The sequence below is a fragment of the Rhodococcus sp. UNC23MFCrub1.1 genome (genome assembly GCF_000686025.1).
Classification (GTDB): domain Bacteria; phylum Actinomycetota; class Actinomycetes; order Mycobacteriales; family Mycobacteriaceae; genus Rhodococcoides.
The window spans coordinates 70,672-84,377 of record NZ_JMLQ01000004.1 but is presented as its reverse complement, the minus strand read 5'-3'; the positions used below and the strand labels follow the sequence as shown (position 1 = coordinate 84,377).

Sequence of the window (13,706 nt, the reverse complement as noted above, 5' to 3'; positions counted from 1 at the left end):
CGTCGTCTCCGAGGGTGTCTGCACACGATCGACACTAGGAACGTTCCGCTCGCCCGAACATCCGGGAACACCCCGACCCCACCCTGAGACAGACGAGGTCTCGACCGACGAGGGACACCAGGAATGCCGTCTCGGAACCATCCCACCCGCACCAGTCGATCAGCTCAGCACCACGAGTTGCCGCGTCGCCCGCGTCATCGCCACGTATCGGTCGACGGCGCTGTCCACACCCGGCCCCTCGACGAGGACGACAAGATCGAACTCGAGCCCCTTGACCGACCGTGCGCTCAGAGAACGGATCCGCTCGGTGTCCGGCCGAGCCGGCATACCGATGACGCATGCCACGCCCTCGCCGGCCGCGGCCCACTCGTCGAGAATCGCGTCCAGGTCGTCCACTCCGGCGTGGCGAACGACCACCCCGGTGCTGCGGACCGAACGAGGCACGTTCGCGTCGGGGAGGACCGCTTTGATGACCGGTTCGGCCGCGGCCATGATCTCGGCCGGTGTGCGGTAGTTGACGTCGAGCGTGGACACCGCCACGTCGGTGAATCCGACACGCGCCAGCCGCGCCTCCCAGGATTCCGGAAAACCGCTGTGGGCCTGCGCGCGGTCACCCACCACCGTGAGACTGCCCGACGGGCAGCGGGCACGGATCATCTGCCACTGCGCATCCGTCAGTTCCTGGGCCTCGTCGACGACGACGTGGGAGAACGGACCAGCAAGCCGATCCGGTTCGCCCGTCGGAAACTCGTTGTAGTCCAGCATATTCTGCAAGTCGTCGCCGCGGAGCATCGACATGACACGAAGCTCCGAATCGTCGGACTCGACGAGATCGTCGACCACCGCGCGTCGGCGCGCACGCTCGGAGGCGATCGTCCGGGCACGGCGCACGCGCATTGTCGTCGCCCGTGGGTCTCCGAGGCGGCGACGAGCGACGTCGAGAAGAGGGAGATCCGCAGTCGTCCAGGGCGCACCGAGGTCTCTGCGGACCGCGGCCCTGTCGTCCTCGTCCAACCAGGGCGCGCAATGGCGTAGGTATGCCGGCACGGCCCAGAGGTCGGCGACGAGATCGGGAGCATCGATCACCGTCCACGACGACTCGACGCTGTCGCGAAGCTCGTCGATCGCCCGCAGCGACGACGTCAGCTCGGCGGCCGACACGTCGCCGGCGAGGCGGTCGACGACGATATCGCTCAGCGCCGCCCAGATCTCCTCTCTCGCATCGTTGTGCGGAGTCTCCGCGTCGGGTGCCGTGAAGGCTTCCGCCCAGTCGGCTGCCCGGAGCAGCACTGCACCCCACTCGGTCTCGACGACCATGTCGTTCGCGGGCGGAGTCTCGTAGAAGCGGATCGCGCGATCGATCATCTCCGTCATCGACGCGGAGCCTTTCACCGCGGCGGCGCGTGGTGAGGCCTCCGCTACTGCATTCCGGCCCTCGGGAACCATCTCGTCGAGCAGGCACACCCGGACGCCGTCCTCTCCGAGATCAGGAAGCACGTCGGCGACGTACGACAGGTAGGGCCCGTGCGGTCCGATCACCAAGACCCCGCCGCGGTGGTGCCCGACCTGCGGATCCGCATACAGAAGGTAGGCCGCACGGTGCAGCGCGACCACGCTCTTTCCCGTTCCGGGGCCGCCGTCCACCACACGCACTCCTCTGGACGGGGCGCGGACGATCGCATCCTGGTCCGCTGCGATGGTGCCCAGCACGTCGCGCATGCGGGACGACCGCGCCGCCCCGAGATCGGCGACGAAGGCCGACCGATCGTCCAATGCCACGGCGCCGTCGGGGATCTCAGCGGTGAACACCTCGTCCCAGTAATCGCTCACTCGTCCTCCGGTCCACCGGTAACGACGCCGCCAGGCAGCACCCATCGGACGTGCCGGGGTCGCGGCGAAGAACGGTGCTGCTGCTGGTGAGCGCCAGTCGACGAGCAGAGGATGACCGGCCTCGTCGAGGAGTCCGCGCCGCCCGACGTACACCGGCTCCGTTCCGTCCGCCGGCACGAGTCGCCCGAGACACATGTCCCGCCCGACACGACGCACTGCGCGGATCTCAGCGGTGAGTCGATGTGTCTCCAGGTCGCGTTCCATCGCGTCCTGGCCGGATCGGCCAGGGGCGGCGCGAGTCCGGGCGAGGCGTCGTTCGAGATCCGCGAGGGACCGACGCAGGGCCGCGTCGATTCTGGCGAGATGTCGATCATCCGCCGCGATCGAGGCGGGGTCGGCCTTGGCTCGGCGGTGCGGGGGCAGGGCGAACACGGTGTCCACAGGTCGGCTCCGATCGGGGAAACGTGCAGGTCATGGCATCGAGCGAGCCATTCTGCGCCGACCGCGGGGGCTTGCCGCAAGCCCCACCGTGCGCTATACCTTGGAGGTGGAAGGGATCGTTCCCGTCAACGCCGATCGTCGCGCGCCTCGGCCAACCGCCTGATCGCCGACGGCCCCACTCCGTGCAGCGCGGACAACACCGCGAGGTCCGCCGGAAGGTCGAGCACCGTGCGATACCCGGCGTCGATCAACGCGCCCGTCGCAGGCCTACCGATGCGGACACCGTCGAACACGGGCCCACGATCGGTCGGCGCGTCGTCCGTCATGCTGCTCACCGCCTTCCGCTCGTCGTCTTTCTCTGCATGGATCCATTCTGACGCTCCCCGGGACGACACAGGCCCGGCTGTCCCCAGAGCTCGCCCGGGCACCTGCTGCAGTATTCGAACACAGCGCTTTCGCCGGTCCTCACCGATCTCCACGAGTGTCCGAGCCAGGACGATCGGTTACCCGTTCCACGACGCTTCCGGTGCGGATCCGGCGCATACTGTTCGCCATGGCGACCGTGGCAGACCATTTCGTGCAGACCCTGACCGAGAGCGGCGTGACCCACGTCTACGGCCTTCCGGGCGATTCGTTGAACGGCTTCACCGACGCGATCCGCCGGAACGACGGCATGACGTGGCAGCACGTCCGCAACGAGGAGACTGCCGCCTTCGCCGCAGCCGGTGACGCGGCGATCACCGGCGAACTCGCGGTGTGCGCCGGCAGTTGTGGTCCCGGCAATCTCCACCTGATCAATGGGCTGTTCGACGCACATCGCAGCCGGGTTCCCGTGCTCGCGATCGCGGCGCACATCCCGCGCAGCGAGATCGGATCGCAGTACTTCCAGGAAACTCACCCGCAGAACCTCTTTCAGGAGTGCAGCGTCTTCTGCGAACTGGTCAGTGACCCGGAGATGGCGGAACACGTGTTCGCGATGGCGATGCGGGCGGCGATCGAGGAACGCGGTGTCGCAGTGGTCGTCGTCCCGGGCGAAGTGCTGCTGGCGCATGCCGAACAGAGAAAGGCCACCCCGGCCATCCGCGCGACCACGTCCCACGTGCGACCCGACGATGCCTCGCTCGACGAGGCCGCGTCGATCCTGAACTCGTCCGACAACATCACCATTCTGGCCGGCGCCGGTGTGGCGGGTGCGCATCGACAACTGCTCGAGATCGCCGGCGCGCTGCAGGCTCCTGTCGTGCACGCACTGCGCGGCAAGGAGCACGTCGAGTACGACAATCCCTACGATGTGGGGATGACGGGGCTGCTCGGCTTCGCCTCGGGGTACCGCGCGATCTCGCATGCCGCCGTTCTTCTCATGCTGGGCACCGACTTTCCGTACCGCAACTTCTATCCCGACGACGCGAAGATCATCCAGGTGGACATCCGTGGCCAGAACCTGGGCCGCAGAGCGACCCTGGACGTCGGCTTGGTGGGTACCGTCGCCGACACCGTGGACGCTCTGCTCCCCCGTGTCCACGCCAAGACGGACAGCAAGCATCTGGACACATCGGTCAAGCACTACCGCAAGACACGCAAGAATCTCGATTCGTTCGCTGTGGACGACCGGCACCGCACACCCATCCGGCCGGAGTATCTGGCGCGCATGGCGAACGAGCTGGCCGACGACGATGCCGTCTTCACCGTCGACGTGGGGTCGCCTGTCGTGTGGGCCGCCCGATACCTGACGATGAACGGCAAACGCCGGCTGCTCGGGTCGTTCAATCACGGGTCGATGGCCTGCGCTCTCCCGTTGGCGATCGGTGCGCAGACCGCTCAGCCGGGTAGGCAGGTGGTGGCCTTCGCCGGCGACGGCGGGTTGACGATGGGCTTCGGTGAGCTGATCACGTTGATGCAGAGCGGTCTGCCGGTCAAGGTCATCATCTTCGACAATTCGTCGTTGAACTTCGTCGAACTCGAGATGAAGGCTGCCGGCATCGTCAACTACGGCACCGATTTGAAGAACCCCGACTTCGCTGCTGTGGCACAGGCTCTGGGGATGTTCGGCCGACGAGTGGAGAAGCCGCAGGATTTGGAGGCGGCTCTGACCGACGCGTTCGCGTACGACGGTCCCGCCGTCATCGACGTCGTCACCGCGGCGCAGGAACTCTCCATCCCTCCCAAGATCACTCTGGAACAGGCAAAAGGCTTCACGCTGTACGGCATTCGGACGATCTTGTCCGGCCGGGCCGACGAACTCGTGGACCTCGCGGACACCAATGTCCGTCGGCGGATCTTCGACTGAAAGCTTTGCTGGCCGGACTGGCGTGATCCGATGCCACGGTCGTGGTCGACGCGCAACCATGCAGGCGTCGAGTGGTGAAACGTGCGCCCCAACCACGTTCTGCTCTGTGAACGGCGATCAACGGAAACCACGGCCGTCAGGGCTCGACCCGACGTGGCCGACAGACGTCAGGTCACGACGCTGCGCTGACGATCGAGTCGACGACAGAGGCGGGCGCCGACAACGGAGTGAAGCCGTCGCCCAGGATGCGCCGGCACCCGTCGAGTTCGATAAGGACGTCGATCATGACCAACTCGTCCCCGATCGTGGACTGCGTCGAGGTGGTCGCCAGCGACGTCGCGCGTTCACCGCAGGGACCGGCGGGCTCGACGTCGATGAGGGCGGCGTTCCAGTCGAGGTACGGCTCGGATTCGTACCGATCCGCCCCGGTGAACATCAGATCGGGTCCGGCGGTGTCGAAGCGGCAGAACCCGGACGGTGTCAACGTCAGGTCGAGTAGCGACCGAGACCCCGGCACCGGTGTCGAGACGATCGGCGAGCACGAGTAGAAGTAGGTGATCCCGGCAGCATCGAGGCGGACGCGGTGTTCGGTGGCCTCTACCTCCGGGAGCTCGAGAATCTTGGCGAGTCCCAGGGTATTGTCCAGGCCGCAGTCACCACGCGGGTACGACGGTTGTACGGCGCGGCCGTCCACGTCGACGAGCCACATGTCGACCGGCGCCGCAGCGAGCACGGACGCCAGACATTCGGCGTCGAAGATCGAGCGACGTGTGGGCGGCCCGTTCAGCTCCCGCACAGCGCTGCCGAAGTCCCCGGCGTAGCGGCGTTCGACATAGGTCACGGTCCCGTCGGCATCGACGTGGTCTCCGATACCGATGTCGCACACCACGGCTGCCACCGGCTCGAACCCCTCGGGCACCGTGCCCCGCGCCGGACGGGGAGCGACGCTCTGCTGCGGCGGCGGGGCCGCCAGATAGCCGCCGACGTCCTGTGGCAACGCGCAGACGAAGTGATCGGCCGAACCGATCTCGGCGACCGACCTCGGGTCAGGAGTGGTCAGGACGCCGTAGGACGCGAGAGCAACCGTCACCACCAGAAACAACGCGAGTCCCACATGTCGACCGGTCATGGCCGGAAGCATCCCACCTCGCGCAGTCGCGGTGAGTCTCGCCGAGGACGACTCAGCGGCAGCTGACGAGGCGTTTCGAGGACCAGTGGGTCACTGCCAGGCGGGGACGTTGTGACGATGCAGCGAGCGGGTACGGCACTGCAGGCGCAGCGCCGCGATCTCGGGCGCCGACAACGCCTGCGCCACCGTCGGGTCGCCGCTGTCGAGGACACGAGCGAGCCGCTCGTGGAACTGGTACCCGGGGACACCGAACGTCACGAGGATCTCCTCGTCAGGACCGCCGCCGTAGGGCAACCACCGACGCGCGAACTCGATCATCCCGCGAAGGCCCTCGGCCTGACTCGTGCTCATCGCACCATCATCGCGGCCGACGAGCCGTCCCACCCGGCGGTGAGCCGAGTCGACACCCGCTGTTCACCGCACCGCCACTCCGACTACCCGCGGAGCGGGCACCCCTCACTCGGCGCAGCCCCACCACGACCCGACCCGAGGAGTCCCCCGTTGTCCTACATCCTCTTCGACACCCTGCTCCCCTACCTCGGTGAGCATACCGCCGCGTACTGGGCTCAGCTGCTGGTGATCACCCCGGTCTGATCGGAACCGTTCACGGCGGCAACCCCATTGGGACAACCGACGATCCACCGTTCGTTCACCAATGCTCGGTACCAATGAACAGGCATTCCTGCCACCACCACTCGACCACGGGAGCTCCCATGATCACCGACCTCGCAAGCTTCGTCGACTTCCTCGGCGCCCTGTCCGACATCTTCGGCGGCAGCGGCGACTTCCTCGACGGACTCAGCTTCTTCAGCTGACACACCCCGGGCCGATCTGATCCGCGCCGCAGCAAGCGCGATCCGATCGGTGAATGGCCGCACCGTGCACGGTCGCCCACGTTCTGGGCGGCCGTGTACTGCTGTGCGACAGGTGGTGTCAGTGCGGTGCGACGGAGCGCAGTGCCTCTCGTGCGTTGCGCTCGACGAACAGCGGCACGAAGTCGCGCACCGAGCGTCCCTCGAAGCGGGCATACTCGGCCGCCACGGTCTGTTCGATGTCGTGTCGGCTCACCCCGGGCAGGGCGGCGGTGAGCCGGTCCTGCACCGCCGCGAGATGCTCCGATTCGTTGGTGGTTGTCATCTACTCAGAATCGACCTCGTATCGGGACCGAGTCAACGTTTCGACGATATTGTTCGCAGCGGTAACGATCACTCGGCAATGAGCGCGAACCTCGTGCGCAGGTTCTCCGACTGCCGGGTCACTTCGCGTGCTTTTCGCTCCGAGAATCCGACTGTGCTGCAGTTGCCGTTGCTGCCGCACCCAGACTCGGGCACGCCTCATCCAGCACAGTCCAACCACGTCCGGAGCGCTGCGGCAAACTCGATGGGCCGGCCCGTCTGACCGTACTCACCACCGAGAAACCCCTGGTGTCCGCCGGGGAAGACGACAGCGTCCTGGCCCAACAGACGGGCCACCGCATACGCTGCACGACCGGCCATCTCGCCGTCCTCAGGCCCACCGGACTCTTCGCCTACTGCGATGACGATGCGAGTCGACGCTGCCGTCAGACGCTCCACGTCGGGCACGTAATCGACGCCCAGTCCACGCATGTTCGACATCAGCGGATCGGTACGAGAACCGTCGTCCTCGGTCGGGAGTCCGAACTGCGCCGGGTCCGGCGCCGGCCCTGCGAGGTACGCGTCGTCGACAGGACCGCGGTGCATCACCAGGCGGATGAACTCGGCCATCGCCGGCCCCGTCCCCGCCGCGTCGTGGGACTCCACCATGTGCGTGCAGGCAGCCGAGATGTGGTTGTGGTCAGCGAGTGCACCACCGGCGGGTGGCTCGTGGGCGACGAGAGTTCGGATCGCGCCCGGCCGGCGTTCGACGCAGACGAGGGCGTTGACCGCGCCGCCGCTCGACGCGAACACGTCGACAGGTCCGGACCCCAGCGCTGTGATCAACGCATCCAGATCGGCGGCGTGCTGCCACGGCGTGACCGCAGCCGTGGGTTCGCCACAGACGCTGCGGCCGGTGTTGCGTTGGTCGTAGGTCACGACCGGTCGATCGATGAAATGCGTACGGAGCGTAGTGAACCCACTCGCATCCATCGGTGAACCGATGAGCAACAGGGGTGTATCCGAGGTCAGTGGACCATGGACGTCGTAGGTGATGGTGGCGCCGGAAACGGCGAGCGTGTGTGTAGTCATGCCGTGTCGACTCGGGTGCGCTGCCGAACTCATCACCGGACAGGCACGCCGTGTCGACGTCACATCGGCACCTCGCCGTCAGACCTGTGGTCCACGGTCTCGAAAAATAGTAGTGAGTAGCATCTGAACCAGAAGGGACTCGGACCCCGGACCCAGTGACTGTCCCCGGCCGAACTCGGTAATCCAGTGGGACCATGAATCCCACCTCAGTAGCGTGGATCAAGAGTCACATGACCATCACGGTTCCGATGAGACCGCAATAGCAGTCGGGAATCATTGCTGTCAGTTGCCCCGGTCGCACGGGCAACGGCTTTCATGACGAGACGGCGCACAACCTTGTAGGTGAACGACGAGGCGGACGAGGACGCAAGGGCAACCGCGCACACGGGCACCTCACCGAATTTGTGCCGCTGCACACCCTTGAGCTGCGCATTCCTCGCTAATCCGAGCTCGTGTACCGTCCCCGCCATGCCGACGCACCATCGATCGGTCGACGGCAATGCCGACCAAGTGGGCCACGACTCGGGAACGGATCCGCACATGCCACTCTCCACCGGACGCGAACGCCAGAACCACATCTACACAGCGGGGGTGGCCGGACGAACACCGACTGTTCCCACGGATTTCCCTGGATTGGAACGGCGTGCACTCACGAAGATGTCCGACCGAGCGCGTGCCTACATTGCGGGTGGGGCCGGCTCCGGCACCACGATGGACAACAACCGCCGCGCTCTCGACCGATGGAACATCGTGCCTCGGGTCCTTCGGGACGTGTCTGCGAGAACCACCGAAAGCGAACTCCTCGGCCTCACGCTTCCGGCACCCGTGTTGTTCGCTCCGGTCGGAGCCGGGGGCGCAGTGCATCGATAGGCAGATTTGTTGATCGGCCAAGCCGCCGCCACACTGGGACTTCCCTACATCTTCTCCAACCAGGGGTCCGTCGCGATGGAGGAGGTCGCTGCCGGCATGGACCGGATCGCGCCCGGGTCCCCGAGGTGGTTCCAACTCTACTGGTCGACCGACGACGACCTGGTCGATTCCCTGCTCACGCGGGCCGAGCGCTCCGGTGCCAGCGCGATCACGGTGACCCTCGACACGACACTGCTGGGATGGCGACCACAGGACCTCAACCTTGGATCGCTACCGTTCTCACGTGGTATCGGCATCAGCCAGTACACCTCGGATGCTCGGTTCCGTTCGATCGTCGCGGAGCGCCTGGCGGCCGGCGCCGAAAAGCCGAAGCTCCCCATCACGGGCCCGTCGAGTGCACTGTCCGCGCTGTCCACCCTGTTCTCGATCGCACGGAACGCACCGGGCAGCACCGTGGCCAATCTCCTGTCGCCCGAGCCGCGCACCGCGGGGACGACGTTCACCGACATCTACTCGCGAAAAGCCTGAACTGGAACGACATCGCCGGACTGCAGGACCGCACGTCCCTGCCGATCGTCTTGAAAGGCGTTCTGCATCCCGACGACGCCCGACGCGCCGTCGATCTCGGCGTCGCCGGAATCATGGTGTCCAACCACGGGGGACGACAGATCGACGGAGCGATCGGAGCCGCTGACGCTTTGCCGGGGGTCGTCGACGCAGTCGACGGACGCGTGAGGGTGTTGTTCGACTCCGGAATCCGATCAGGGTCGGATGTGTTCAAGGCACTCGCCCTGGGCGCCGACGCCGTGTGCATCGGCAGACCGCACATGTACGGACTCGCTCTGGCCGGTGCCGCCGGTGCCGCCGACGTCGTCGCCAATATCGTTGCCGAATTCGACCTCGTCATGGCACTCGCCGGCCACTGCTCACCCGACAGCATCGATCGAGACTCCCTGTGGCGAGCACCATGACACGATCGAGTGCAGCGCAGTGAGCCACGACGGAGCCGCGGCGCGAACCCTACTTTCCTCGCGAATACAACAGACCCTGGACGGCGAACCGCCGTCCGGCATCCCGGTGTGCCGATCACTCGCAGCTCAGCTCCGATCATCAAGGCGATCGCCCACAGACGGAACAGCAAGACCACCCAAACGCACTGCGAGCAAAGTCATTCGGGCCGCGGCCAAGTGAATACAGGACGCCACCATGACCACGCCGACACCCTCGGGTACGACCGGACCCCAGCGACGTGCATAGAGACGACGTACCACATCTCGTCTATTGGTCCTCGCCGTCGTCGGCGTTCCTCTCACCGTCCGACAACGCACTGTCGCAGACAAGCGCGCCCAGGCCTGGCAACGCATCACATGGTGCCTCGAACGCACACCAGTGACAACGGCGACGAGGCCGAACTCGGCTGGGACATCTACGCCACGGTCACCGACTCGGCGCTGACCACCAGGACCGAGGAAGACGTTCTGGTCGCTGTCACCGACCGTGCAGCGGCACGGCGGGCGCTGGTGCCGCCGACCGAAACCGAGGACACTGACAGCCAGAGCGAGCAGCAGGAGGACCCCCGATGACCGCCACCGAGGAACGCAGTGACCGACCGGCCGAGCGGCCCAGGGTGGCTGCTGCCGCTGCCCGCGCCTCCATCGCCATCCGCGAGCGAAGCGGACGAGAGGTACCGCAGTGGCTTCGCGACACTGCTGCCGGCCGTCCCACCACGCCACCGCCTGATCTGACCTGACCTTTCAGCGGTGCAGCGGCTGCGTGGAAGGTGAACACCAACTGGCGCAGCAGGCGTAGAACACTTGTCCTTCGCTGTGGCGTTGCTCGGGGAACCGACCGATCAGTGCGCTCAGCCCGAGAAGGGCTGTACACGGTCCATCCGTCGCTGCGGCGTATCGCCGCCGTCTCGATACCACGACCTTGAAGCTGAGAGGCTCGGTCATGGAGTGTTTCTTCCGGCTCGGTAGAGGTAGCTGTGTCTGGCTGTACTGCGCGAGGTGGTGCTCGTCGAGCTGTGTTGTGTTCTTGTCCCAGTTGGCGCCCCGGGTGCCAGGTTGCGGGGCGGCACAGCCGTCGAGTGTCAGTAAAGGTCCAGGGTGCGAGTCCCTGCCCTGGGAACAGTTTCTCGGTCGAGATGGTTGACTTGTAAACTAAACCAGGGTCGACGTCGTGGCCCCGACCGAGAGGTTCAGCAATGCATGTAGGTGTGGACAGCTTCGTGTCCTCCGTGACCGACCCGACCGACGGCCGCGTGATCGGCGCTGCCGAGCGAATGGAGCACCTGCTCGAGGAGATCACCCTCGCCGACCGGGTGGGTCTTTACTCGTTCGGGATCGGCGAGCACCACCGCAGCGAGTACTTCGATTCCGCTCCATCGATCATCCTCGCGGCCGCGGCAGCTCGCACGGAACGAATCCGGCTGGGCAGTGCGGTCAAGGTACTCAGCGCGGACGATCCGGTGCGAGTTTTCCAGGAATTCGCCACCCTGGATCTGATCTCGAAGGGGCGGACGGATCTGGTCGTGGGCCGCGGCTCGTTCACCGAGTCGTTTCCCTTGTTCGGTCTGGACCTGGCCGACTACGACTCGCTGTTCATCGAGAAGCTCGAGCTGCTGCTGCAGATCCGGGACAACGTCGAGGTGACGTGGTCGGGCAAGCACCGGCCGGCGCTGACGCGGCAGAGCATCTATCCGCGTCCCATGCAGGATCCTCTGCCGATCTGGGTGGGTGTCGGCGGCAGTCCCGAATCATTCGCTCGCGCAGGTCTGTTGGGGTTGCCGCTGATGATCGCGATCATCGGCGGTGAGCCGCGCCAGTTCGCGCCGCTCGTCGATCTGTACCGCCGCGCGGGTGCACAGGCAGGTCATGCGCCGGAGAAGCTGAAGGTGGGCCTGCACGTGTTCGGGTTCGTCGCGGAGAGCACGCAGGCGGCGGCGGACACCATCTACCCCGGGTGGAACGAGATGTTCACGAAGATCTCGCGGGAGCGAGGATTCGCGCGACCGACCCGAGCGCAGTTCGATGCCACGTCCGGACCTAACGGTGCCTTTTTCATGGGTGACCCGCAGACGGTGGCCGACAAGATCGCGCGAGTGGGCGAACAGCTCGGCGGTGTGGATCGGCTGTCCCTGCAGATGACCAATCCCCGCTTGGCTCACAGTGATCTGCTCCGCGGCATTGAGCTACTGGGAACGGAGGTCGCACCGCTGGTGGCCGATCTCTGAGCGTGGGCTTGATCGTCACGAGCTGCCCAACCGTCGCACGGCAGGTTGGGCATCTACGGCACCCGAGTGGTCCCGACTTCGGTCGCCATTGAGCACCTGGGAACACCTGTGCGTACCGGTGTACACCGCCCGTCACCGTTCCCACTCCCTCCTCGCGCACTGCCGCCGGACGCGCCCCTCTCCCAGCGGCATTCGCCGTTCTGGCTGTCGCTGCCGTGTCGTGTTCCTCGGACACCGCCGCGCAGCAGTCCCCCGTCGGGGGTACCGAGGCTGCACCTCGTCTGCATGGCTCGCCTCGTTCCTCGGTGCCCACTCCTGGCTTCTGTCCCACTTCCCCGAGCAGGCACAGGCCGACGTCTGGTCCGACGGACCCGATGTCAGCATCGGCGGAATCTTCGCTCCGATGGGCAAGGCGAAAGCCGTCGACGGAGGCTACGTGCTCGACGGCCGTTGGCCGTGGAGCAGCGGCATCATCCACGACGAGTGGACCATCCTGGGGGCCTTCATCGAAGGCCAGACACCGCCCAAGCTCCACATGTTCCTGATCGCCCCGGGCGATTTCACGTGGGAGGACACGTGGCACAACGTCGGCCTGTCCGCGTCCGGCAGCCACGACACCGTCGTCGAGAATGCGTTCGTTCCCACCCACCGGGTCATGCCGTTCGAGTGGGCCCGTGACGGCGTCGGACCGGGCGTCGAGTCCCTCGGAAGCTCGCTGTACCAGGTTCCCCTGGCCCCCGGCTTCTCGTACAACGCCGCGTACGTCGCACTCGGCGCGGCCCGCGGCGCCTACGAGTACCTCCGGGAATGGACCAAGTCCCGCGCCTCCAGCGTGACCGGCGCCGGGGTTGCCGAGCATCCCTCCACACAGGCGGAACTCACGGAGACCGCAGTCGAACTCGACTCCGCCCAGCTGCTGCTCGAGCGCACCGGCCGTCGAATTTTGAATCCCGCCGCTCTGGATCTGAAGACGCGCGTCGAGTGCCGACGAGACAACGTCTACTCGGTCAAGGTGATCCTCTCTGCCCTCGATCGAATGCAGCGCATGGCCGGGGCGCGCGGAATGTACGTGAGCAACCCGATCCAGCGAGCATGGCGAGACGCCCATGCCATCGCCACCCATGTCGTCTTCAACTTCCAGACCGTCGGCGAGTTCTACGGTCGCCTCGAACTCGGCCTGGAACCGCCCACCCGTGACCCCTACTTCTGAGCCGACCACCTACACCGTCCACCCGATGAGAGAGGGATCAGAATGTCCACCCCCCCCAGTCACATACGAGAAGGCTGCGACACCCACCGACCTGGTGCGCATCTACTCGCAGTACCTCAATGCAGGCGACGTCGAAGGGTTGATGTCGATGTACGACGACGATGCCACGTTCTCACCGGAGTTCGGGACTGTGGCACGAGGAACAGATGAGATCAGGGCAGTGGTGACCGCCATGGTCGATCCGCCACCGAGCGTGAAGTCGAACGTGACGTGGGTTCAACAGGTGGGTGACCACGCCCTCGTTCTCAACGACTACGCGATCACCGTAGTAGGGCCGGACGGAACTTCGGCCGAGACGACGGGTCGGAGCGCAGACGTGGCGCACCGCGGATCCGATGGCGGATGGCGGTTCTTCATCGACTGCGTCTGGGCCGGTTCCTGACAGCACATCCTCGCGGATTGTCACGAACGCCCCCTTCGGCCGGTCCTGTAACCGC

Annotated in this window: 13 protein-coding genes and 1 pseudogene; 8 read left to right on the top strand and 6 right to left on the bottom strand. The window is 66.1% G+C overall.

Features of this window, described 5'->3' with window-relative positions; all coding sequences use genetic code 11:
- Positions 1–159: 159 nt before the first annotated feature.
- A complete protein-coding gene (helR, locus tag BR07_RS0111260; protein ID WP_027505535.1) occupies positions 160–2,271 on the bottom strand; it encodes an RNA polymerase recycling motor ATPase HelR in 2,112 nt (703 codons plus the stop codon).
- A 125-nt stretch (positions 2,272–2,396) separates the two neighbouring features.
- Positions 2,397–2,597: a hypothetical protein gene (locus BR07_RS0111255; protein ID WP_027505534.1), complete on the bottom strand. Its 201-nt coding sequence runs from the start codon at positions 2,595–2,597 to the stop codon at positions 2,397–2,399.
- Positions 2,598–2,824: 227 nt separating this feature from the next.
- On the opposite strand from BR07_RS0111255, the gene poxB reads away from it, so the two are divergent.
- The gene (gene poxB, locus BR07_RS0111250) at positions 2,825–4,558 is read left to right on the top strand and encodes a ubiquinone-dependent pyruvate dehydrogenase (protein ID WP_027505533.1); all 1,734 of its coding nucleotides are present in this window, start codon (positions 2,825–2,827) and stop codon (positions 4,556–4,558) included.
- 172 nt (positions 4,559–4,730) lie between these two features.
- On the opposite strand, the gene BR07_RS0111245 is transcribed toward poxB, so the two are convergent.
- The 4 genes from BR07_RS0111245 to BR07_RS0111220 form a co-directional block, all read right to left on the bottom strand.
- Positions 4,731–5,687, bottom strand: coding sequence for a hypothetical protein (locus BR07_RS0111245; protein WP_155957007.1), 957 nt, complete (start codon positions 5,685–5,687; stop codon positions 4,731–4,733).
- Between the two features lie 90 nt (positions 5,688–5,777).
- Positions 5,778–6,038 carry a hypothetical protein gene (locus tag BR07_RS24215; RefSeq protein ID WP_155957006.1) on the bottom strand — a complete coding sequence of 87 codons (261 nt, stop codon included), beginning with the start codon at positions 6,036–6,038 and terminating at the stop codon, positions 5,778–5,780.
- Positions 6,039–6,620: 582 nt separating this feature from the next.
- The gene (locus tag BR07_RS0111225; RefSeq protein WP_027505531.1) at positions 6,621–6,824 is read right to left on the bottom strand and encodes a three-helix bundle dimerization domain-containing protein; all 204 of its coding nucleotides are present in this window, start codon (positions 6,822–6,824) and stop codon (positions 6,621–6,623) included.
- A 197-nt stretch (positions 6,825–7,021) separates the two neighbouring features.
- Positions 7,022–7,741, bottom strand: a complete 720-nt coding sequence (locus BR07_RS0111220) for an alpha/beta fold hydrolase (RefSeq protein ID WP_442970317.1) — start codon at positions 7,739–7,741, stop codon at positions 7,022–7,024.
- Positions 7,742–8,362: 621 nt separating this feature from the next.
- Here BR07_RS0111220 and BR07_RS27850 point away from each other — a divergent pair.
- From BR07_RS27850 to BR07_RS27345, 7 genes and pseudogenes are all read left to right on the top strand, one after another.
- Positions 8,363–9,052, top strand: a pseudogene (locus BR07_RS27850) (alpha-hydroxy-acid oxidizing protein); the annotation flags it as partial.
- Positions 9,004–9,735 (top strand): alpha-hydroxy-acid oxidizing protein, encoded by a 732-nt coding sequence (locus tag BR07_RS27595; RefSeq protein WP_231476301.1) that lies wholly within the window; start codon positions 9,004–9,006, stop codon positions 9,733–9,735. The pseudogene BR07_RS27850 and the gene BR07_RS27595, both read left to right, overlap by 49 nt.
- Positions 9,736–10,131: 396 nt before the next feature.
- Positions 10,132–10,347, top strand: a complete 216-nt coding sequence (locus tag BR07_RS24205; protein WP_231476300.1) for a hypothetical protein — start codon at positions 10,132–10,134, stop codon at positions 10,345–10,347.
- Positions 10,344–10,514, top strand: a complete 171-nt coding sequence (locus BR07_RS26975; RefSeq protein WP_155957004.1) for a hypothetical protein — start codon at positions 10,344–10,346, stop codon at positions 10,512–10,514. Before BR07_RS24205 ends, BR07_RS26975 begins: the two co-directional genes overlap by 4 nt.
- Positions 10,515–10,970: 456 nt before the next feature.
- Positions 10,971–11,999, top strand: coding sequence for an LLM class flavin-dependent oxidoreductase (locus BR07_RS0111205; RefSeq protein WP_027505529.1), 1,029 nt, complete (start codon positions 10,971–10,973; stop codon positions 11,997–11,999).
- A 220-nt stretch (positions 12,000–12,219) separates the two neighbouring features.
- Positions 12,220–13,209 carry an acyl-CoA dehydrogenase family protein gene (locus tag BR07_RS0111200; protein ID WP_027505528.1) on the top strand — a complete coding sequence of 330 codons (990 nt, stop codon included), beginning with the start codon at positions 12,220–12,222 and terminating at the stop codon, positions 13,207–13,209.
- 94 nt (positions 13,210–13,303) lie between these two features.
- Positions 13,304–13,651: a YybH family protein gene (locus BR07_RS27345; protein ID WP_027505527.1), complete on the top strand. Its 348-nt coding sequence runs from the start codon at positions 13,304–13,306 to the stop codon at positions 13,649–13,651.
- The last annotated feature ends 55 nt before the right edge of the window (positions 13,652–13,706 follow it).